Source organism: Microbacterium sp. ZW T5_56, from assembly GCF_044987425.1.
In the GTDB taxonomy this organism is placed as follows: Bacteria; Actinomycetota; Actinomycetes; order Actinomycetales; family Microbacteriaceae; genus Microbacterium.
This window is the reverse complement of record NZ_JBJDRI010000003.1, coordinates 109,805-130,122: the sequence shown is the minus strand read 5'-3', so window position 1 is coordinate 130,122 and position 20,318 is coordinate 109,805. Positions and strand designations below refer to the sequence as shown.

Here is a 20,318-nt window from a genome sequence, read left to right as displayed (position 1 = left end):
TCGCACATGCGCAGCGGCCGCGAGGCGGTTCAGAAGCTGCTAACGCCCATCTTCTGCGCGATGCCACGCACAGACTTCGACAGCTGATGCATCCCGCGGGTCTCCCGCCACATCGCCCCTTTGAGCTGGTGAAGGTCGAGCGCGAAGTCGTCAGAGCGCCGCGCACCCGCTCGGTCGCGGTAGGCGATCGTCGCGGTGTTGACCTGAGCGGGCGTCTCCGCCTCCGCGAGGTCTCTGCGGAAGTCCATCGCGATCACGATCTCGAACCCCCGTCAGTTCGTCTAGTGACTCGATCGTCCGCCGCGAAGCCCATGGACGGATGTGCGGGTTCATGTAATCAACGCGCGACACCATCACTTGCAGCATGCCGTCCTGTACCAGCTGCTTTGCGGCATCGATCAGCGCCGGCTCCACGTTGGTGTGCAGGTGGAGCCCGTTGAAGTCGCCCGACTTCAGGCACCGATCCACGACCGCCTTTATGAGGGCATCGGGAGACGGAAGGATCACCATGTATTCCATTCAAGCGTGCCCGACAGCCCAAGGCGTCCCGGAATAGATGCATCGCAATCGCAGACCGGTGGGCGGCTTACGTTCGTTCCGGCACGGGCTCGTTGTCAGCGGATCCTCTTGTCGGTCCAGTTGAAGTCGCCGGCTGTCACCGGAGGCGAAGCCGGCGTGCCCGGGCTGGCGGCGACGTGCACATGCAGGTTCCGCCTCTTCAGCTCGGTCAATACCGGGACGTGCGGGTGGACCTGACCTCTTCCGCCCGCCGGCACGTCGCCCTCGATCGTCACCTTCCTCACATTTGGCAGAGCGTCCCAGAGGGGAGCCCCCGAGTCGAGCCTGGATCCATGATGCGGAGCAGAGGCGATGCCGACCCGATCCAAACGACTCGCGGTCAGTCCCCGTTCCAGCGCTTGTACATCGCGCATGTCTTTGAGTCCCGCATCGCCCGTCCCCAACCACGCTGGGGCGATGGGGATAGCGGCTGGGTTTGTGGCGGTTGGTGCCCATCCCCGCCGGAAATGGCACCACTGATACGGCGACACCGGGCCCGAGTACAGACAGAGCGTCGACAGATTCGCCCCCGTACGGGAACTCGACGCCCGCTGGGTAGCCGGAAGTCGATGGTGCTGCATCACAGCGTCGTGAAAGGCCTTCTTCAAGTCAGTGTCGGCTGCGATCTTCCGAAGATCGTCGAGTGTGCATTGATCGATCCGCTTGCCGATGGCTTTCTGCACTGCTTGAGCAACGGTCTGCGCCCCTACGAGCGTTGACGGCACCACGTACGGCTGGATCTCCCAGAGCAGCTCCACGTTGCCTGATGGACCCGCCTGAACCGCGATTCCGCGTGTACCGGGCGCGGGTATGACTGTGATCGGCTCTTCGGCTGGTCCACCGTCGCTCTCTCCGAGGAGGATCGGGGCTCCGTCTGGGGTAATGAACGTCACCTCGGCTCCTTCGAACAACTCGGACAGTTGCCCTCTGGGATCATCCAAGAGCTGCAGGTACCACGGTGTCGGGGCAGGTGTGCTCGCGGCCGCATACAGCGCCTCGATCTTGCCGAGGATCGGTGCCCACACGCGCCTGACGTTGATTCCGCGCGTGCGAATCTCGGCAGAGAGGTGATCGAGGCCGTTTACGTGATCGTGGTCAAAGTGGGAGATCACGAGCAGATCGATCACCGAGCCGTCGGGGATGCCCGCAAGCATCCGATCAACAGCGTTTACCAGCGCCTGCCTGGGTGCACGACCTTTCCCAGACCCACAGTCGTATACGACTCGAACGGACACCGGGTCTCCGATGGGCGTGGCTCCTGGCCGCTTGATCTCCTGGAAGCAAATCTCCTGCGAATGCAAACCCCCTTCGCCCACGCCCCATTGGTCGACAACGAACTCGTATGAGCCTTCCCACATGAGATCCCCCTTCGCGCCCGCGGTTGTCGCGGAGTGCTCCGCTGCTTCAGTCGGAACAGGATGTCACGTGGTGCCGACACCAGCGCTCCGACGGAGTCTGCAGAAGAGGCTCGGGGGCAGGTACAGAGAACCTCAAACCCGATTCGAAGGCGATGAGACCGACCTTGATCGGGGCTATGCCCCGGAGCGTAGATCCCTCGCCGACATGCGACGTCGTTAGCCAGCACCTCCAGAAAATGTCACGGCAAAGTTGGCGCAACCCTGCTCAAAGTGGCCCTTTTACGTGACATTCAGTGCCATCTCCCCGCATTACTGACACTTCTTGCGTGCGTTCCTCGCAACTCCCTCCCGCGAGACTTCCCTGTGGGCGACAATCCCCGCGTAGTGGAGTCCCGTAGCGTTGCGCGGATGCTCGCCCGCAGGGGGAAGTCTCGCGGGTCATGGGGTCGGGAATCTCATGCGGCGTGCGGCGGAACTCAGAAATCATGAAGCGAGACAAAGGCCACCACCGGCGATGTACGCCCCGAGGCCCTTCGTCTCGTCGCTGGCACTCCTCGCCCAGGAACCGGGGGCTCAGCGATGGCACGCTGAACCCTCAGGTTCCTAAGTGAGCGAAGCGAGACGAAGGGCCTTGGCGACGGGCGTGGTGGAGCTCATCACGCCCACGCCTTCGGTTCGCCGAGCGACTGCGTCACAAGGGCGCTTCAGCAACAGCAAAATCGCAAAACGAGTGGCGGATCAACAACCGCACGCGGATTCCGTCGTCAGAGCCGCGCGGCGATAACGCGGGCCGTCGCAGCCGGGTCGAGCCGGTGCATGACCGACTCGGGCACCACAACCAGCTCCGCACCCGGGATATGCGCTGCCGCCCAGTCCGACGCCGCGATCAAGAACGGGAAGGTCTGTTCCCCGCGCAGCACGGTGACCGGACGCTTCACGTCGAGCAGCTCGATGCCCGGCTGGCGCATCCGGTACACCAGCCGTGTGTCGTACACGGTGGACTGCGCGAGCGCTGTGAGCGCGTCAAGCATGCCGTTCGTGCGACCGGCCTCGACCATCTCACGAGGTAGACCGACTGCTTCCAGCTGGAACGTCTCGATCGCGTCGCCAGGCCGGCCGTCGTCGACGAGCGACTGCAGCCGATCGGCGAGCTCCGGTGTCTGCACACCGGAACCTTCGAAGTCGATCGGCGGCTCGGAGAGGAAGAGCGCTCCGGTCGAGACACCCCGCGAGGCCGCATAGAGAGCCAGCACGGCTCCGGAGGAGTGGCCGAGGACAGCATCCGCTCCGCCCGCGGCGTCGATCACCGCCGCCAGATCGGCGACCTCATCGTCGGGCGTGGAGCCGGGGCGATCCCCGCTCCCACCACGAGCACGACGATCCCACGTGACCGCGCGGAAGCCGGCATCGACGAGCGCCTGCGCGAGAGGCGCCGCGTCCACTGCTCGCGACAGGGCGCCGTTCACGACCACGACGGTGCGACCGTCTCCGGTCGCCGAGAACTCGATGGCAGTGCCGTCTGCCGACGTTGCGATGCTCATGCCGCCATACAACCACGGGCCCTCGGACATTGAAAACGGCGGCGAGACCACGTCCGTGATCCCGCCGCCGCAGGCGCGACTACGCGCGGGTGCCCTGGTGCCAATCCAGGATCTGCTCCCCCGTCATGAACACCGCACGCTCGTCGGCGCGGATGTGTGCGAGGGCCTGGTCGAAGTACGTGAGCCGATGCGGCGCGGCCATGATGTACGGGTGCACGACCAGTGCCATCACGCGGGCGGAGTCCTCGGCGTCCTCGGCGATCTGATTGAACTGATCCGTGGCGCGCTGCAGGTACTCACGCGCGGGGTGGTGCTGGATCAGCATCATCGCGACGTCGTTGCACTCCTGCGTGTACGGAATGCTGGTGATCGGCGTCGTCCGCGTGCGAAGCTCCACGGGCTGGTCGTCCAGCACCCAGTCGCAGACGTACTCGTATCCCTCTTCCACGAGGATGTCCGGCGTCTCCCAGGTCTCGGTGAGCCCCGGCCCCAGCCATCCGCGCGGGGCCTTGCCCGTCGCGCTGCGGATCGCCTCGGTGGTGCGTCGGATGTCCTCACGCTCGTCGGGGACCTTCTGCATGTTCTTCTGCCCGAAGCCGTGTCCGATGAACTCCCAGCCGCGTTCGATGGCGGCGTCGGTGATCGCGGAGTAGCGGGAGACGGCGCTGCCGTTGGTCGCCAGCGCGACAGGGATGCCGTGCTTGTCGAGCACCTTGAGCATGCGCCAGAACCCCACGCGGTTGCCGTACTCGTGCCAGCACCAGTTCGGCACATCCGGGGTCGGAACGCCTCCGGCCGGAGGCGTGAGCACGGTGCGGGGCATGGGCTCGTCGTCGTTCCACTCCTCGATGTTGACGATGACCCAGACGGCCACCTTCTTGCCGTCGGGAAGCGTTCGCGGCTCCCGATCGACGATCGCGCTGTAGTCGAGACGTTCGGTGGGCCTCATGATTCCTCCTGGTCGACGATCGAGATGCTCAGTTCCGGCAGTCCAGTGATCTGCACGGTGAGGCGATCACCGGGGTGGATCGCCGAGACGCCGGCGGGGGTGCCGGTGTAGATGAGGTCGCCGGGCTGAAGCGTGTAGAGCTCCCCCAGCCGCGTGATGATCTCCGGCACGGACCAAATCATGAGATCGAACGTGGTCCGCTGGCGCTGCTCGTCATTCACGGTCAGCGAGAGCGTTCCGGACTCGATTCCAACGACGCGTTCCCGCGGGAGGATCGTCCCGCAGGGAGCCGACCGATCGAACGACTTGCCCGGCTCCCACGGTCGTGCCTGCGAGACGGAGTCCTTCTGCAGGTCGCGGCGGGTGAGGTCGATGCCGGCCGCATAGCCGAACACGACACCGAGGGGATCCTGCCCGCCACGGAACGTCGAGCCGATGGCGACGACGAGCTCCCCCTCGTACTGGAAGTCCTGCGTGCCGGCCGGGTACGGGATGGCGCTGCCGTTCAGCTCGATGGCGTCGGTCGGCTTCTGAAAGAAGAACGGGTCATCCCGCTCATCGCCCTCACGCATCTCGCGGATGTGGTCGACGTAGTTGCGACCGACGCAATAGATGCGTCGCACCGGAAAGCCTTCGTCCGAGTCCGCGATGGGAACGAGGGTGGGCGTGGTGGGCCACTTCGGCTTCATGGAGTTACTCCCTGGGGTGTGCTGACAGGTGCGAGTCGGCTGAAGTCCTTGTCCCGGATCATGAGAGCGAGGGCGGCAGCGACGATGGAAAGTCCGGTGATCTGGATGAGGCCCGCGGCGTTCCATCCCGCGGCCCCGACGATCAGCCCGAAGATGAGGCCCGCGAATCCCGCGGCGATGTAGATGCAGCTGGTGAACAGTCCCGACGCACGGGACGCGTTCTCCTCGCTCATGCTCTTCACCAGTGAGGCCGCGAGTCCGACGTAGATCCCCGAGCTGGCGATCAGACCGAAAAGGAACGACCAGGTGGCGTGCCAGGCGAGGTCGGCGGGGCCGAGGAAGAGAGCCGCACCGCAGATCGCCTGGGCGATGCTCAGCCCGCCGATCACGAGCTTCGGCGACAGCTTGTCCACGAGCAGTCCGCCGAGCGGAGAGGCGAAGGCGGCGAGACCCGAGAGGCCGACGGCGAAGGCCGCCTGCGCCGCGCTGAAGCCGAGGTGCTCGATGGTGAAGCTGGCGTACATGCCGATGTAGCCGAAGTCGATGAGGCCGAACAGCACGGTGATCATGCCGAGGATGAGCGGGTTGCGGCTCAGGATCCTGGTGGCTCCGCCGACGTAGTGCACGGTCTCGGTGGAGATGTGCTGCTCGGAGAACGCGGCGCGGACGCCGACCCACACCAGCAGCGCCGCGACGATGCCGATCACACCGAACGCGATCATCGGCGCGCGCCAGGAGTCGAACGTCTCGTGCAGCAGGACGCCCAGGTTGGGGCCGATGAGGGATCCGGTGGCAAAGGCCACGTTGACGGATCCGATCGCGACGCCTCGCCGTTTCGGGAACGCGTGCGAGGCGATCGTCAGGATCGCGACGAGCTGGAGCGCTTCGCCGACACCGGACAGCACGCGCCAGATGAGCATGTCCCAGAACCCGAGGCTGACGACGGTGAGCACGGTCGCCGCGGAGAACAGCAGCGTGCCGAGGATCACGACGTTCTTCCGGCCCCACCGGCGCAGCGCGATGCCCGCGGGGATGCCGGTGAGTCCCATCCCGAGTGCGAAGAGGGTGGACTGCAAGCCGGCCTCGGGCAGTCCGAATCCGTACTCGGCCCGGATCTCGGACAGCAGGACGGGGAAGACCATGCGGTCCATCGCGTTGACCGAGTAGGCCAGCAGGATGAGGAGGAACATGAGCACCGCTGCCCGCGAGCCGAAGAGCGGCCGGGGTGGCGCGGATCTGCGTGTGCTCTCGGATGAGTGATTGAGGCTGATCATCGTTGACTGCCTTTCTGTGGGGGTTCAGGTGTTGTCCCACGTCCCCGCGAGTCGAGCGCGGTGAACGAGGGCGTTTCGTCGGTCATTGGCGGTTCGGATGGCCTGTCGTGCCGACTCCTGAACCAGTTCGCCGGAGTGCAGCAGGATGCGTCCGTCGCAGATCACGGTGTGAATGGCGGCGGAGGTGCCGCTGTAGATGAGGCTCTCGACCACGTCACCGCTGGGGAGCAGCGACGCGTGTCCGGCGTCGAGCAGCATCACGTCCGCACGTTTGCCCGGACGCAGGGAGCCGGTCACATCGTCGATGCCGAGGTCTCGCGCGGCACGGATGGTGGCCATCTCCAGCGCGATGCGGGGCGTCAGCGTCGCGCGTCCCGTGCGAGCCTGCTCGGCCGACAGCAGCGCACGAAGCGTGCTGAGAACGTCGGCGTTGGCGGGCATAGCCAGCGTGTCGATCGAGAGGGTCGTCAGCACATCGGCTTCGAGGAACTCGGTCACCCGGGGGAAGCCCATGGTGCGCATCTCGGAGAGCGGACTGACGGAGATCTTCGTCCCGGTTCGGGAGACGGCGGCCACGTCCTCCGCCGACGCGTGCACCGCGTGGACGATCTGAACGTCGGGGCCGAGAAGGCCTTCGTCCTCGAGCCGGGTCAGGCCGCACGACTGGCAGGCCGACTCCCGCAGGCATCGATCGCAATGCATCGTGATGGGCATCGCACGTTCACGCGCCGCCCGCCACTCGCGTTCCGCCAATTCGGTGGACGTGCGATACGGACCGCGGAGGGCGACACCGAAGTGGATGCGGTGGTCGAGCTTCTCGTCCGACCACCGCTCGCGCGCGGCGTCGAGGCGCGCGAAGTCCATGTCCTCGGTGGTCGCCGACGAGTCGCGGGGTCCGTAGGAGAACCGGCCGCAGAGTCCGGAGTCGATCTGCGCCTGGAGGTTCGCATCGACGTCGCCGCCGTCGCGGACGTTGTGGTCCCAGTTGTGCACCGACGTGATGCCGTTCTGCACCGCTTCGGCGAGGGCGAAGCGCGCCGACCAGTAGAAGTCGTCGAGTTCGAAGTGGGGAGCAAGGCCGCGCTTCACAGAGAAGTAGTCCCGGCCCGGCGCGTCGCCGACCGTCCCGCGCAGGAGCGAGTTCCACAGGTGCCAGTGGGTGTCGATGAATCCGGGAAGGGCGATGCTGCCCGACGCGTCGATCTCGGCGACTCCGGCAGGAGCGTCGATGTCGGGCTGGATCTGCTCGATCACGCCATCTCGGATGAGGATGTCCGCACGGCCTTCTTCGACGGCCGGATCCAGCGGCAGGACGTGAGCGTTCTTGAGGAGCAGGGTGGAGCGTTCAGGAAGCATGATTCACCAGGAGGACGAGGAACACGACGAATCCGAAGGTCACAACCGACCAGCGGAGGAGGGGAACAGGCAGGCGCCTGCCGACGGCAGCGCCCATCCATCCCCCGAGGAGGCCGGCGACCGCCATGATGGCGGCCGCCGGCCACGACACGGTTGAGAACAGCGCGAAGAACACCAGCGACACCGCGCTCGCCACCACGGACAGCACGCTCTTGAGTGCGTTCAATCGCTGCAGCGACTCGCGCAGCGCGATTCCGAGCACACCGAGCATCATGATGCCGAGACCGGCATTGAAGTATCCGCCGTACACGGCGACGCCGAACTGGCCGAGTCCGGCCCAGCGCAGACGCTCCGCCCCGGCGAGCCGCTGCTTCGTCACCAGGCGGGTGAGGGCGGGTTGAGCAGCCAGCAGCGCGGTCGAGGCGAGCACCAGCCACGGCACCACGGCGCTGAACGTCTGCTCGCTGCCCGCCAACAGGAGCGCGGAGCCGCCAACGGCGCCCGCCACGGTGATGAGTCCCAGCACGATGACCCGCCGGCGCTGACCCGCGAGCTCGCGGCGATAGCCCCACGCTCCACCCACATATCCGGGCAGAGCGGCGACCGTGTTGGTGACGTTCGCGATGACGGGCGGGTAGCCGAGGGCGAGGAGGGCTGGGAATGTCACGAGCGAGCCGCCACCGGCGATCGCATTGATCGCGCCGGCGGCCGTTCCCGCAAGTGCCAGCAGCACCACCGCTCCGAGTTCCACGTCCGATCACCTCCAAATGAGATCGTATGCATTGCATGCAAAGAGTGCAAGCACGAAATTCGTATGCGTTGTATGCTCACGGCATGACGACGCTTGACCGAGGGACCATGGGGTCGACGCAGTCGGTCTACGAGGCACTGTGGACACGATTCCTCGACGGAACCTACAGCTCCGGGGATCGGCTGCGCGAAGCGGCGCTGGCCGAGGAGCTCGGAGTCAGCCGCACACCGGTTCGCGAAGCCCTGGGTCGAATGCTGGCGGAGGGGCTCGTCGCACCCGTCTCACGCGGGGTCGTGGTCGCGGGGCTCGACCGCGATGCGATGCGCCGCTTGTTCGACTTCCGGCGCGAACTGGAGGGCTTCTCCGCTCAGCTCACGGCGCAGCGGGTGAAGGCAGGACTGGTCGCACCGATCTGGTTCCACGAGCTCACCCGCCTCGCGCAGGACTTCGCCGACGCCGTCGAAGGTGGAGACGCTCCGGCCGCCACGCAGGCGAACATGCGCTTTCACGAGCTCATCGTCGAGGCCAGCGGCAACGAGTTCCTCGCCGATGCCCATCGCCGCGCGATTGCGAGACTGGCCGTTTCAACGGCGCTGAACCTCGAACACGCGGAGTGGGCGCAGGAAGCCGCGAGGCAGCATCACGAGCTCGTCGCCGCCCTCACCGACGGGGACGCGACAGCCGCGCGACGAATCGCGGAAGCCCATATCCACGGGGCCACGCGCGTCTTCGACGGGTCCTGACCGCTCGCGTCTCCGCTGACGGCAGATCTGCCCGCAGCAGAGATCGCCCTGCCCCGTCATCACGACGAAGACGATGGGCACATGAGCGATTCACCCCGACCACCACTGTTCACCGATACCGTGCGGCGGGAGTTCTACGAGCGCCGCGTGCTCGTGCTCGACGGCCCCCTGGATGACGACAACGGCACCCTCCTCGCCACGCAGCTGATCACACTCGCATCCGACGACCCGAGCGCGGACATCTCCCTGTGGATCCACTCCCCCGGTGGCTCCGTGCCGGCGATGCTCGCGATCCGCGACATCATGCGCACCATCCCGAACGACGTGTCGACGCTGGTGTTCGGCATCGCCTACAGCGCCGGGCAATTCCTACTCTCATCGGGTACGAAGGGCAAGCGCAAGGCGCTGCCGCACGCGCGCGTGCTGATGCATCAGGGTTCATCGGGCATCGGTGGTGCGGCCGTGGACATCGCGCTGCAGGCCGACGATCTCCGGCACACTCGCGACACGGTGCTCGGCTTGATCGCCGAGGACACCGGCCAGCCGGTGGAGCGGATCTTCGAGGATTCCCTGCACGATCACTGGTACTCGGCAGAGCAGGCGCTCGCGTACGGTTTCGTGGACCAGATCATCACGTCCTTCGACGACTACCGTCCACGGGAGCGGGTCTCCGCCGGCTTCTCGCACACGATGGAAGGTGCCCGGCGATGAGCAGCTACACCGTGCCGAACGTCATCGCGCAGCACCCGCGCGGCGAACGCATCATGGACGTCTACTCGCACCTGCTCACCCAGCGCGTGGTGTACCTCGGCACGGCGATCGACGCCGGTGTCGCGAACACGCTGATCGCTCAGCTGCTGCATCTGGAGGCCGACAACCCCGATCAGGACATCCAGTTCTACATCAACTGCGAGGGCGGCGATCCGAGTGCCATGCTCGCGATCTACGACACGATGACCTTCATCAAGCCCGCTGTGGCGACGACATGCGTGGGTCAGGCGGTGTCGGTCGGGGCGGTGCTCCTCGCCGCGGGCGCTGCGGGCAAGCGCAGCTCCCTCCCTCACGGCCGCGTCGTCCTGCATCAGCCGGCGGCTCAGGGGCGTGGGGCGATTCCCGATCTAATCCTGCAGGCCGACGAGGTGATCCGCCTCCGCTCCGACATAGAGGAGGTCCTGGCGCATCACACCGGGCAGCAGGTTGAGCGGCTGCGCGCCGACACGGATCATGACCGCGTGTTCACCGCCACGGCGGCGCGCGAGTACGGCTTGATCGATCAGGTGATCACCGCTCGGTGTGCGGATCGATCAGGCCGCGAGCGCGAAACTCGACCGCGTGGCTGAGAGCTGGGTTGATGCGGGTGTCGTGGCGGACAGGGATCGGGCGACGTCGAGGGTGAGATCCAGCAGGCTCGCCCCGAGGGCTTCGGTGACCGCCGCCACGATCTCGCTCGACGGCTCCTTCAGGCCCCGCTCGATCTCCGACAGGTACTGCGGGGAGACCCCGGCGCGGTGGGCGACCTCGTCGAGAGTCTTCCCCAGTGCCTTGCGCCGATCACGCAGGAACCCGCCGAGCAGGTGCCGCCAGAGGGGGTCGCGAGCCTTCGGACCGGCAGCGTCGTCGCGAACGGGAGCGGTGGCGCCGAAGGCGGGCACGGAGGTGTCGGTCATGCCCCATTCTAGGAATCCGGCACTCGCGCCGCGCTACGGAATCCGCTCACAGCAGAGAAGGCGGACGGCGGCGGGCTCGCACTCGCCGCCGTCGTGTCGTGTCCCTATCGCGCCGAGATCGCTCGCTCGACGAAGCCGATGATCTCGTCGGCAACGTCGTCGCGGATCTCGGGCTCGTTGTGCACCTCGTGGCGGAAGCCCGGGTAGACGTGCGCGCGCACGTCAGCGTGGCCGGTCGCGATCAGACGGTTCGCCACGTGGTAGGCCCCTTCGCCGTAGTTCGCGACCGGATCCTGGTCCCCCGCGAGGATCAGGTTCGGAAGGTCGGATCGGACGCTCGCGTACCAGTCGTCGCCGTTCGCCCGGTCGTACAGGTCCACGAAGCCGCGGAGGAAGCGCACGGTCATCGGCGCCCCGAAGTTGTTGAGGGGGTCGGCGAGGTGGTCGCGCACGACATCGACGTCGCGCGCGACCCAGGCGGTCGCCCCGGCATCGGGTCCGAAGCGGGAGATGAAGCCCGCGAACACATCGCCGATGTACGCGTCGGCGAAGGCGGTCGGGTCCGGCTCGGCGGCGAGCGCGGCGCGGTCCAGCTGGGATTCGAGGCCGTCCATCTGGGCCGCGATGCCGCCGAGGATCAGGCCGTCGAGCTCCTCGGACGATTCCGCCGCGAGCCCGCGCGCGATCATCGATCCCCAGGAGTGACCGAAGACCACGTAGGGCAGGTTCGGGTACAGCGCGCGCACGCGGGTCCGCAGCGTCTGCTCGTCCGCAACGACCACGTCACCGGCGTCGTCTCCCGCATCGGCCCAGATGCCCGAGCTCATCGCCGTCTTGCCGTGGCCCGCGTGATCGTCGGCGGCCACGACGAATCCCTCGTCGAGCAGCTTGGCGATCAGTCGGATGTATCGACGCGAGTGCTCACCCAGGCCGTGCACCAGCTGCACGACCGCGCGAGGCGGAACCGTGGGCTCGTAGACCCACGCGTGGATGGTGTCGCGGCCGTTGCGCGACGGGAACTCGATCTCGTTGAGAGCCATGGATCCTCCTCCGACGACGCTTCCGCGCGCCGCCGCTCGCAGGCTAACACCGGGGTGCGGACGCGGCCGAACTCTGCACGAACGTGCGGCTTCCGCTGGATTCTGGGTCGTGGTGTGATGGACGAATGACCGGAGGACGACAGACGGCAACGGTTGCCGGCCTTCTCACGGTCGCGCTCGTCGGCTGCACGCCTGTGGGTCACACGCATCCCACGTCGACGCCGTCGTCCACCCCCGAGAGCACGCCTGCGGCGACCGGCGAGTTGACCGCGACGAACGGCGTCCTCACCGAGTCCGAGGTCTCGGAGGTCGCACCGTTGTGGCAGGGCGGCAGGTTTCGCGGATTCGTGACCCCGCCGGAGGGCTACGACTACGGCGGCGACTGCCACGACAGCGCCTGGACAGCCCTCTATCTCACGGAGCGGGCCACCGCCGCGAGTGGCACGTTCCTCGCCACCTCTGCGGAACGCCCAACACCGACTCTCGTCATCGCCGTGCTCCCGCTGAACGAGTCGGAGCTTGCGGCGAACCTCAAGGCGCTGGAGCACCAGCTCACATCCTGCATCGGAGTGGCTGCCCACGGGACCACGCTGCAGGAGCCCGCACCCGCGGTCGACGGATGGTCGGGGCTGCACAACGTCAGCGAGGATGAGGATCTGTATTGGGCCGCGTACGACGAGGGCATCGTGATGGCTCAGGTGAGCCCCGGAATGGCCACGCTCACGTCCACGCTCGCGAGCCAGGCGACCGCGATCTTCGACCGGCAGCTGGAGGCTCTCGCATCTGACTGACGCGGGTTCGTTTGCCGGAAGCGGGCCCGCGGACTAGGCTTGCAGCACCCGTTCGGCCGCACGGATGTACGGGCGCGGGGCTGTAGTTCAATGGCAGAACTTCTGCTTCCCAAGCAGACAGCGCGGGTTCGATTCCCGTCAGCCCCTCCACAGTGAATTCTCAAGCTAGTTGAGACTTTCTCAACCTGGTTGAGAAAGGTTCATCAGCCATGGCTCGTCAGTATTCAGCTGTGGTTCTCACGCTCGTTGGCCGATCCTCCAAGCTTGCCCGACCCCGGTCACGGCCTCCTCTCGGTGAGGTGGACCGTCACCTCCTCGCCCGTGGTCTTGCCGATCTTGGCGCGAAGCGCGGCCGTGATCGGCAGCTTGTGGGTGCCGTCGCCGAGCGCCATGAAGGAGCCGTCGAAGGGCTCCCCGTCGACGGTGCCGCGCACGCGAACCAGCCCCCTCGTCCCGAAGCGGTCGGCGGAGCCGTCCAGCTGCACGTAGGTCCAGCCGCCCTTCGCCTCGCTGGTGATCAGCGTGGCGATGAAGGTGATGTCGAGCGGGCCAGGCCCGGTCTGAGCGTTCATGGTCATCCTCGTCTCTCAGATGTCGTCAATGAATGAGTGCGGTGATCAGCGCGACGAGCAGAAGCTTGATGAGCCAGTCACCCACGTGCAGCACCGCCGTGGCCACCGGCGCCTTGTCCCACATGACCGATCCCGTGAGCAGGACGATGGGGAAGGCCACCCACAGCACCAGGGCGAGCAGGAGGGCGCTGGGCAGAGAGAGCAGCCCGGCCTGGGTGGCGACCCACGCGAACGCCGTAGCGCGAACAGCCGTTCGCACGAGCTCGGAGACGATCTGGACCACTCCCGGCTTCGCCCGCTCGATGGCATGCCCCTGCGAGACGCGCTGTTCCAGCGGCATGAAGACCATGTAGTACACGGAACTGACGATGAATCCTGCGACCGTCGCCACCGCGATGCCTATCCCGATCATCTCGACCTCCAGTTTAGTACTTGCGAGTACGCTACCCTTCATCTTTAGTACTGTCTAGTACTATTTGAGGATGACGTCGACGCGAGAGCCCGCTCGCCCTCCCGGCCGCCCTGGCGGACTCTCCGGGGCGGAGTTGCTCGAGGCCGCCAGGGAGATCTTCGTGCGCGACGGCTACTCCGCCACGACCATGGATGCCGTCGCCACCGCCGCGCGCATCTCGAAGCAAACGCTCTACCGTCGGCACCCATCGAAGGAGGCCCTGTTCGCCGCCGTCGTCGCCGACTGGGTTGACCGCGGTCGCGATGCCATGCGCCCGCACTTGGAGAGGCTGCTGCAGAACAACGATCCCCGCGTCGGCCTGCGAGAGCTCGCCTCCGTGCTCCAGGCGGGCGTGCTGAGCCCCGCGGTCGTGCAGATGCGCACCCTCGTCATCGCGGAGTCGGAACGCCTCCCCGAGGTCGCCGACGCCTACGTCCGCCGCAGTTGGGAGCGCAACGAGCGCCTGCTCTCCGCCGCCCTCGCCCAGCTCGCCGACCGAGGATCGCTGCGCATCTCCGATCCCGACATCGCCGCACAGCAGTTCACCTGGCTCGTGCTGGGGGCACCGTTGGACCGGCTCACCCTCACGGCGGGGTCGTCGCGGTACACGGCGGGGCGCCTGTCGTCGATCGCCGACGAGGCGGTCGAGACCTTCCTCGCGCGCCACGGCGTCTCGTGAGTCAGCGGACTAAGGCGCCCATGAGGTATCTCCGACCTGGGCTCTTGTTCTCGAAAACTCTCAATTCGCTTGAGAACTGGCCGATCCAAGCAGACCCAAGATCCGTGGAATCACCAGTCTCACCTGCCTGAAAATCGCGAACCAACCTCAACTAGGGTGAGAACTCACATCCACTGTGAGTTCTCACCCTCCGTGCCCCATTCAAGCCAGAGAGCGCACCGCCACAACCGCGTCCCAGATCTCCGCCGCAACCTCGCGCTTGCTTCCGGATGCCGCCCCAATGACGCGCCCGTCCGGCCCGATCACCCGCACCTCGTTGTCGGCCGTCTCGAACCCGCGGTCCCACCCGACCTCGTTCACGACGAGCACGTCGACGCCCTTGCGCTCGCGCTTGCGTCGAGCCCGGGTGAGCATCTCCTCCTCGCCGCCCTCCTCCGAGGGGGTCTCGGCCGCGAAGGCGACGAAGGTCTGCCCCTCCCGTCGCGCGGCAGCGAGTCCGGCGATGATGTCCGGATTCTCGACGAGCTCGATCCGTCTCAGTTCGCCGTCGTCCTTCGTGAGCTTGCGAGCCGCGACCTCGACCGGCCGGTAGTCCGCGACGGCGGCTGTCATGATCACGACGTCGGCCGCGGCGACGACATCCGCGAGAGCATCACCGAGCTCTGCAGCCGACCCCACCGGCACGATGTCTACGGACGGGTGCTGCGCCGCGGCGAGCACATCGCCCGAGACGTTCGCCGCGACCAGCGTCACGGAGGCACCCCGCCTCGCCGCCTCTGCGGCTAGCGCGACACCCTGCCGCCCGCTGGACCGGTTGCCGAGATACCGCACCGGATCGATCGGCTCGCGCGTTCCTCCTGCCGAGATGACCACGCGCAGACCGGCGAGATCTCCCGTGGCGAAAAGGGCGAGTGCCGCCTCGGCGATGTCGTCAGGTTCGACCATCCGGCCCGGTCCGCTGTCGCCGCCGGCGAGCTCTCCGTCGGCGGGGCCGACGATGTGCACGCCGCGGGAACGGAGCATCGCCATGTTCGCCTGCGTCGCCGGGTGCCGCCACATCTCGGCGTGCATCGCCGGGGCGATGACGACGGGCGCCTCCGTCGCGAGCAGCGTGGTGCCGAGCAGGTCGTCGGCGATTCCGGCTGTCATCCGGGCGATCGTGTTCGCGGTCGCCGGTGCGACGATGACGAGATCGGCGTTCTGGCCGAGCGCGACATGCCGCACGCGGGCGACGTCATCGTGCACGCTGGTGGTCACCGGATGCCGGCTGATGGCCTCCCACGTCGGCAGGCCCACGAAGCGCAACGCGTCCTCGGTGGGAATGACGGTGACCTCATGACCGGCTTTGATGAGCAGCCGCACCAGGTGCACCGCTTTGTATGCGGCGATGCCGCCCGTGACTCCGACGACGATGTTCACACCTCCGATTCTGCCGCAGCCGACGCCCGCAGGGGCCGCCGTAGACTTACCCGGGTGTGCACGGTCGTGATCGATGTGACGGATGCTGCGACGGCTCGACTTCTCGCCGTGCGCGACGAGGACCCGCTACGTGCTTGGGATGCTCTCGGCGAATGGTGGCCGGAGACGCACCCCGCCGTGCTCGGCATCCGCGACCGACGAGCCGGCGGCGCGTGGCTCGCGGTGAACCCCGAGGAGCGGCGTCTCGCCGTGCTCCTCAACCGTGCGGATGTCGTCGACCTCCCCGACGAACTCGCCCTCACGCGCGGAACGCTCGCGCTCGAGTCAGTGCTCGGCCGCTCCCCCGTCGCACCGCTGTCGATGCACGGCTTCAACCTGCTCGAGGTGCGTCCGGAGGGCGCGCGGGTGCTGAGCTGGGACGGCATCTCGCTGCGGGAGACCCTGATCGAGTCCGGCACCCACATGATCGCGCACGACGATCTCGACGACGAGGACACTCCGCGGATCGCGACCTGGCTCCCCGAGTTCCGGGCGCTCGGCCCCACGGCGCAGAGTTCCGACTGGGTCGGTGAGTGGGTCGCGCTGCTCGCGACCTCGGCGCAGCTCGACCCCGCGGATGACCGGGCGATCATCCGCGACAACCGCCCGCACGGATACCCCACGCAGTCGCTGCTCTATGCGACGGCATCCGTCACACCCGACGGCGTGGTGATCGCCGACCACTCGCTGCCGCGACCCGCTCACTGGACCGACTGACGCCGCGTCATCGGCACCCACGCGTGTACGCGGCCCCGGACATAGCCCGCATGCGCATGGGCACCCAAAGCGCGCACGCGTATGGGTACCCCATAGTCCGCGAGACTTCCGTCTGTGGGCGAGAATCCCCGCGTTGCACCGATTGTCACCCACAGACGGAAGTCTCGCGGGAGGTGGTGTCGCGGATCTCGTGGCGCGGATCTGGTGTCGCGGATCTGGTGCGGCGGACGGTCAGGCGAAGCTGAAGGTGCGGGTCATCACCGCACCGGAGTCGTGCGCCACTTCACTCGAGCTACTGCCGCTGCCCCAGGGCGTCGATGCTCGTTCCGATGATCTCGTTGCGCCACTGCGATGCGCGATCACAGCGTCGAGCCTCGAGCGAAAGCACGCCGAGTGCGACGAGCGCACCCGTCACGCGCAGGCGTCGGGAGTCGGCGTCTCCGTCGCTCCCGAACGCGCTGAAGAGGATGTCGGCGAGGCGGTCAAGCTCCGGCGCTTCCTCGTCTCCGTTCGGCAGGATCGTACTCAGCAGCAGGCTCGCGAGCCCAGGCCGCGCCAGCGAGAGATCGACGAGAAGCTCGACGGTGCGCTCGTCTCGATCGCGCCCGACAGGCAGTGCCGCGACTCGATCATGTACGGCGCTGATCTGCGCCTCGCACTCGTCGATGGCTGCCGTGTAGAGCGCCACCTTGGTCGGGTAGTGATGCAACAGTCCGGCTTTCGAGTATCCGGACGCCTCGGCCACCGCCTGCACGGACGTTCGTGCGAAGCCGTGCCGAGCGAACAGCGACGACGCAGCATCGATGATCGCGGTGGGAGATGCGAGGCTCATGCAATGGCTCCTAGTGGCCGGGTACCGGCTCCGCGTCGGGGTCAAGCTCGACCACGCCACGTCGAAAAACGACCAGCGAGACTGCGGCTGCCAGGGCGTACAAGCCTATCGCGACCCACAGAGCCGCTCGATAGCTCTCGACCGTGGCGGCGAGGGCGAGTCCCTCGGAGGCAGGCGCGGTCGCGATCAACGCGGCCGCGGCCCCGGCGGCGAGAGAGCTGGTCAACGCGATCCCGATCGCCCCTCCCACCTCCTGGCTGGCGTTGATCAGGGCGGAAGCGACGCCGATGTCTCGTCGCTCGGCGCGAGCGGTGGCGGCCTCCTGGAGCCGGCCGAACACGAGACCCAGACCGAGGCCGTAGACGATCATCCCCGGCAGGATGTTCACGACGAAATCGCTGTCGCTGCCTGCCTCGGTGAGCATCAGCAATCCGACACCGGCAACCACCGCGCCGACGGTGATCACGGATCGTGGCCCCAGTCGCGCCGCGAGCTGTGAACCGGCGAGCGAGGACGTGACGATGATCCCCAGCACGACCGGAACGAAGCTGAGGCCGGTCTGCAGCGGCGAGTACCCGAGGGCTTCGGTGAGGTAGAAGGTGGCGAACAGGAAGACGCCGAACAGTCCGCCATTGACCAGCAGGCCCACGATGTTCGCGGCGCTGCGGTTGCGATCGAGCACGACGCGAAGGGGAAGCAACGGGTGCGGAGCACGACGCTCGATGAGCACGAAGACGAACAGCAGCGCGAGGCCGATTCCGATCGGACCCAGCGTCCAGATGTCCAGCCAGCCGCCCTGCTCAGCATTGCCGAGGCCGAAGACCAGCGCGACCATCCCCGCGACCGACGTCGCGGCACCGGGGAGGTCCAGCTTCGTGCGATCGACCGCTGCCTGCTGGGTGATGAGCCCGACTCCCGCCAGCGCGACCACCGCGATCGGAACGTTGACGAACATGCTCCAGTGCCAGGACAGGTACTGCGTGAGCAATCCGCCGAGGAGCAGACCAACCGCGCCGCCCGCCGATGACACAGCACCGAAGATCGAGAACGCGCGGATGCGGCTCACCCGATCCTCGAACGTGGTCGAGACGAGCGAGAGCGCCGCCGGGGCGAGCACGGCACCGAATGCCCCCTGCAGCAGCCGTGCCGCCAGCAGCACCTCGAAACTCTGCGCGAACCCGCCGATGGCCGATGCCGCGGCGAACCCGATGAGACCGATCACCAGCATGCGACGACGCCCCAACGCATCGCTCAGACGCCCGCCGATGAGCAGCAGACTTCCGAACGCCAGCGCGTACCCGGTGACGAGCCAATGGCGCCCCTCATCCGCGAACCCGAGCTCGGCTTGAGCAGCCGGAAGAGCGATGTTCACGATCGTCACATCGAGCACCACCATCAGCTGACTCAACGTCAGGATGCCCAGCACCCACCACCGACGCGAAGAACTTTTCGCAGCTGCCATATCGAGTCTCCTCACCCCACCGCGAGGAATTCCTCGCCATCGAAGACTACGCACCTACCAACCGTGCCGGACGCTAAACCGACCATATTGGTCGGGTTCTCTCAGGTCCGGTCACATGGTCGGCGATACCGCTCCCGATCAGCCGGCTGCCTTCTTGGCTCGGGTGAGCAGCGCCCGGCGTGCGCGGTGGAGGAGCGGCATGAGGCCGTAGATCACGATGGGCACCGCAAGTGTGGCCAGAATGAGCGTTCGAACGATCATGGGGAGCGGTGCCAGGAGGTCGCCGATCAGCAGATTGAGGATCGTGAGCGTGGGGAAGACGGCAATCCAGATCATGAGGGCGAGCTGGTGTTGAGTGGGCGGTCCTACCGTTGTTCCGTTCGGCGCTGCGGGGCGTGTGGCGTGCTTCATTCGTGATTCTTGGGTCATGGACCGATACTGCACGTCGCACTGTCGCAACGGCAAAATTAGTTGCCAGTTCCGGGAATCCTGACCACACTGGCACGATGGAGAATGCAGCGACGATCGAATCGGCTCTGGACGCTGTCGGGCCGCGGCTACGTTGGCTGAGAGGTCAACGAGGATTGACGCTGACCGCATTGGCCACAGCGACCGGAATCTCGAAGAGCACGTTGTCGCGCTTGGAGAACGGGCAGCGTCGCCCGAGTCTGGAACTGCTACTGCCTCTCGCCCAGGCCTACCATGTGCCGCTGGACGACCTTGTCGGAGCCCCGGAGGTCGCCGACCCCCGGGTGCGGTTGAAACCCCGGCGCGTGAAGGGGCGTATCGTCATCCCGCTCACGCCGCACCCTGGCTCCGTCCAAGCGTGGAAGATCCTGATCCCCGGCAGCGAGGTAACGCCAGCACCGCGTCGGCACGAAGGTTACGAATGGCTCTACGTCCTCAGCGGCCGCATGCGACTGATCCTCGGTGGTCGCGACTACACCCTCGAAGCGGGCGAGGTGGCCGAGTTCGACACGCACGTCCCGCACTGGTTCGGCAGCTCCGACGGCAACCCCGCGGAGGTCCTGAGCATCTTCGGACGGCAGGCCGAGCGTGCCCACGTGAGCGCTTAGGCAGAGCGGCGATCATCGAACGCGTGCTGCGGACGCTGCGGATCGGGGACCCCCGGCGCGGCGCCGACCTCATCGTGCGCCTCGCCACCGATCCCGCGTTCGCGAACCGCAACGGCGAGTATTGGACCGTGCGCGGTCCCCGCCAGATCCAGCCCACCCCGCCCGCCGACGACGTCGATCTGCAGCGCCAGCTCTGGGAGTACACCGCAGACATCCTGCTCCCCACGGGACACCGCGAAACGATTTGATCGTCAGCCGCCGCATCGCGGTTGCGGATCCTTCGGCGGGTGATGTCGACTGCCACGGCGGGCCTGGTTCGCGACCACCTGCACCTGCGGCGCATCCGAGCGCACA

The 20,318-nt window shown here is 67.0% G+C and carries 24 protein-coding genes and 1 tRNA gene; 9 read left to right on the top strand and 16 right to left on the bottom strand.

Going from position 1 to position 20,318, the window contains the following annotated elements; genetic code table 11:
* Nucleotides 1–29: 29 nt before the first annotated feature.
* The 8 genes from ACI3KU_RS02770 to ACI3KU_RS02735 all read right to left on the bottom strand — a co-directional run bounded on the left by ACI3KU_RS02770 (nt 30) and on the right by ACI3KU_RS02735 (nt 8,476).
* The gene (locus ACI3KU_RS02770; RefSeq protein WP_404920758.1) at nt 30–248 is read right to left on the bottom strand and encodes a hypothetical protein; all 219 of its coding nucleotides are present in this window, start codon (nt 246–248) and stop codon (nt 30–32) included.
* Nucleotides 249–614: 366 nt separating this feature from the next.
* Nucleotides 615–1,712: a hypothetical protein gene (locus ACI3KU_RS02765; RefSeq protein ID WP_404920757.1), complete on the bottom strand. Its 1,098-nt coding sequence runs from the start codon at nt 1,710–1,712 to the stop codon at nt 615–617.
* A 968-nt stretch (nt 1,713–2,680) separates the two neighbouring features.
* On the bottom strand, nt 2,681–3,457 hold the full coding sequence (locus tag ACI3KU_RS02760) for an alpha/beta fold hydrolase (RefSeq protein ID WP_404920756.1): 777 nt from the start codon (nt 3,455–3,457) through the stop codon (nt 2,681–2,683).
* 79 nt (nt 3,458–3,536) lie between these two features.
* The gene (locus ACI3KU_RS02755; RefSeq protein ID WP_404920755.1) at nt 3,537–4,406 is read right to left on the bottom strand and encodes a polysaccharide deacetylase family protein; all 870 of its coding nucleotides are present in this window, start codon (nt 4,404–4,406) and stop codon (nt 3,537–3,539) included.
* Nucleotides 4,403–5,095, bottom strand: a complete 693-nt coding sequence (locus ACI3KU_RS02750) for a fumarylacetoacetate hydrolase family protein (protein WP_404920754.1) — start codon at nt 5,093–5,095, stop codon at nt 4,403–4,405. The genes ACI3KU_RS02755 and ACI3KU_RS02750 overlap by 4 nt, the downstream gene beginning before the upstream one ends.
* Nucleotides 5,092–6,285 carry an MFS transporter gene (locus ACI3KU_RS02745; protein WP_404920753.1) on the bottom strand — a complete coding sequence of 398 codons (1,194 nt, stop codon included), beginning with the start codon at nt 6,283–6,285 and terminating at the stop codon, nt 5,092–5,094. Before ACI3KU_RS02745 ends, ACI3KU_RS02750 begins: the two co-directional genes overlap by 4 nt.
* A gap of 108 nt (nt 6,286–6,393) precedes the next feature.
* Nucleotides 6,394–7,725, bottom strand: coding sequence for an amidohydrolase family protein (locus tag ACI3KU_RS02740; protein WP_404920752.1), 1,332 nt, complete (start codon nt 7,723–7,725; stop codon nt 6,394–6,396).
* Nucleotides 7,715–8,476 carry a sulfite exporter TauE/SafE family protein gene (locus ACI3KU_RS02735; protein ID WP_404920751.1) on the bottom strand — a complete coding sequence of 254 codons (762 nt, stop codon included), beginning with the start codon at nt 8,474–8,476 and terminating at the stop codon, nt 7,715–7,717. The genes ACI3KU_RS02740 and ACI3KU_RS02735 overlap by 11 nt, the downstream gene beginning before the upstream one ends.
* 83 nt (nt 8,477–8,559) lie before the next feature.
* Here ACI3KU_RS02735 and ACI3KU_RS02730 point away from each other — a divergent pair, with 83 nt between their 5' ends.
* From ACI3KU_RS02730 to ACI3KU_RS02720, 3 genes are all read left to right on the top strand, one after another.
* A complete protein-coding gene (locus tag ACI3KU_RS02730) occupies nt 8,560–9,219 on the top strand; it encodes a GntR family transcriptional regulator (RefSeq protein ID WP_404920750.1) in 660 nt (219 codons plus the stop codon).
* Nucleotides 9,220–9,300: 81 nt separating this feature from the next.
* A complete protein-coding gene (locus ACI3KU_RS02725) occupies nt 9,301–9,930 on the top strand; it encodes a ClpP family protease (protein ID WP_404920749.1) in 630 nt (209 codons plus the stop codon).
* Nucleotides 9,927–10,559 carry a ClpP family protease gene (locus tag ACI3KU_RS02720; RefSeq protein WP_404920748.1) on the top strand — a complete coding sequence of 211 codons (633 nt, stop codon included), beginning with the start codon at nt 9,927–9,929 and terminating at the stop codon, nt 10,557–10,559. Before ACI3KU_RS02725 ends, ACI3KU_RS02720 begins: the two co-directional genes overlap by 4 nt.
* Here ACI3KU_RS02720 and ACI3KU_RS02715 read toward each other — a convergent pair.
* Entirely contained in the window at nt 10,524–10,886 is a 363-nt protein-coding gene (locus ACI3KU_RS02715) for a helix-turn-helix domain-containing protein (protein WP_404920747.1), read from the bottom strand. The genes ACI3KU_RS02720 and ACI3KU_RS02715 overlap by 36 nt on opposite strands.
* Before the next feature lie 104 nt (nt 10,887–10,990).
* The gene (locus tag ACI3KU_RS02710; protein WP_404920746.1) at nt 10,991–11,926 is read right to left on the bottom strand and encodes an alpha/beta fold hydrolase; all 936 of its coding nucleotides are present in this window, start codon (nt 11,924–11,926) and stop codon (nt 10,991–10,993) included.
* Between the two features lie 125 nt (nt 11,927–12,051).
* Here ACI3KU_RS02710 and ACI3KU_RS02705 point away from each other — a divergent pair, with 125 nt between their 5' ends.
* Both ACI3KU_RS02705 and ACI3KU_RS02700 read left to right on the top strand, forming a co-directional pair.
* The gene (locus ACI3KU_RS02705; RefSeq protein WP_404920745.1) at nt 12,052–12,717 is read left to right on the top strand and encodes a hypothetical protein; all 666 of its coding nucleotides are present in this window, start codon (nt 12,052–12,054) and stop codon (nt 12,715–12,717) included.
* Between the two features lie 76 nt (nt 12,718–12,793).
* Nucleotides 12,794–12,867 (top strand) — tRNA-Gly (locus ACI3KU_RS02700).
* A gap of 128 nt (nt 12,868–12,995) precedes the next feature.
* Here ACI3KU_RS02700 and ACI3KU_RS02695 read toward each other — a convergent pair.
* Both ACI3KU_RS02695 and ACI3KU_RS02690 read right to left on the bottom strand, forming a co-directional pair.
* Nucleotides 12,996–13,289: a DUF1905 domain-containing protein gene (locus tag ACI3KU_RS02695; RefSeq protein ID WP_404920744.1), complete on the bottom strand. Its 294-nt coding sequence runs from the start codon at nt 13,287–13,289 to the stop codon at nt 12,996–12,998.
* A 25-nt stretch (nt 13,290–13,314) separates the two neighbouring features.
* Entirely contained in the window at nt 13,315–13,743 is a 429-nt protein-coding gene (locus ACI3KU_RS02690) for a DUF1761 domain-containing protein (protein ID WP_404920743.1), read from the bottom strand.
* Nucleotides 13,744–13,771: 28 nt separating this feature from the next.
* Here ACI3KU_RS02690 and ACI3KU_RS02685 point away from each other — a divergent pair, with 28 nt between their 5' ends.
* Nucleotides 13,772–14,419 carry a TetR/AcrR family transcriptional regulator gene (locus ACI3KU_RS02685; protein WP_404920742.1) on the top strand — a complete coding sequence of 216 codons (648 nt, stop codon included), beginning with the start codon at nt 13,772–13,774 and terminating at the stop codon, nt 14,417–14,419.
* Nucleotides 14,420–14,620: 201 nt separating this feature from the next.
* Here the strand turns inward: ACI3KU_RS02685 and coaBC are convergent, their stop codons facing one another.
* Entirely contained in the window at nt 14,621–15,838 is a 1,218-nt protein-coding gene (coaBC, locus tag ACI3KU_RS02680; RefSeq protein WP_404920741.1) for a bifunctional phosphopantothenoylcysteine decarboxylase/phosphopantothenate--cysteine ligase CoaBC, read from the bottom strand.
* Nucleotides 15,839–15,892: 54 nt separating this feature from the next.
* On the opposite strand from coaBC, the gene ACI3KU_RS02675 reads away from it, so the two are divergent.
* On the top strand, nt 15,893–16,594 hold the full coding sequence (locus ACI3KU_RS02675; RefSeq protein WP_404920740.1) for an NRDE family protein: 702 nt from the start codon (nt 15,893–15,895) through the stop codon (nt 16,592–16,594).
* Nucleotides 16,595–16,886: 292 nt separating this feature from the next.
* Here the strand turns inward: ACI3KU_RS02675 and ACI3KU_RS02670 are convergent, their stop codons facing one another.
* The 3 genes from ACI3KU_RS02670 to ACI3KU_RS02660 all read right to left on the bottom strand — a co-directional run bounded on the left by ACI3KU_RS02670 (nt 16,887) and on the right by ACI3KU_RS02660 (nt 19,299).
* On the bottom strand, nt 16,887–17,426 hold the full coding sequence (locus ACI3KU_RS02670) for a TetR/AcrR family transcriptional regulator (RefSeq protein ID WP_404920739.1): 540 nt from the start codon (nt 17,424–17,426) through the stop codon (nt 16,887–16,889).
* Nucleotides 17,427–17,436: 10 nt separating this feature from the next.
* Nucleotides 17,437–18,888: an MFS transporter gene (locus ACI3KU_RS02665; protein WP_404920738.1), complete on the bottom strand. Its 1,452-nt coding sequence runs from the start codon at nt 18,886–18,888 to the stop codon at nt 17,437–17,439.
* Nucleotides 18,889–19,026: 138 nt separating this feature from the next.
* Entirely contained in the window at nt 19,027–19,299 is a 273-nt protein-coding gene (locus ACI3KU_RS02660) for a hypothetical protein (RefSeq protein WP_404920737.1), read from the bottom strand.
* Nucleotides 19,300–19,394: 95 nt separating this feature from the next.
* Here ACI3KU_RS02660 and ACI3KU_RS02655 point away from each other — a divergent pair, with 95 nt between their 5' ends.
* Both ACI3KU_RS02655 and ACI3KU_RS02650 read left to right on the top strand, forming a co-directional pair.
* Nucleotides 19,395–19,964 carry a helix-turn-helix domain-containing protein gene (locus ACI3KU_RS02655; protein ID WP_404920736.1) on the top strand — a complete coding sequence of 190 codons (570 nt, stop codon included), beginning with the start codon at nt 19,395–19,397 and terminating at the stop codon, nt 19,962–19,964.
* Between the two features lie 23 nt (nt 19,965–19,987).
* Nucleotides 19,988–20,212 (top strand): hypothetical protein, encoded by a 225-nt coding sequence (locus tag ACI3KU_RS02650; RefSeq protein WP_404920735.1) that lies wholly within the window; start codon nt 19,988–19,990, stop codon nt 20,210–20,212.
* Nucleotides 20,213–20,318 lie beyond the last annotated feature (106 nt).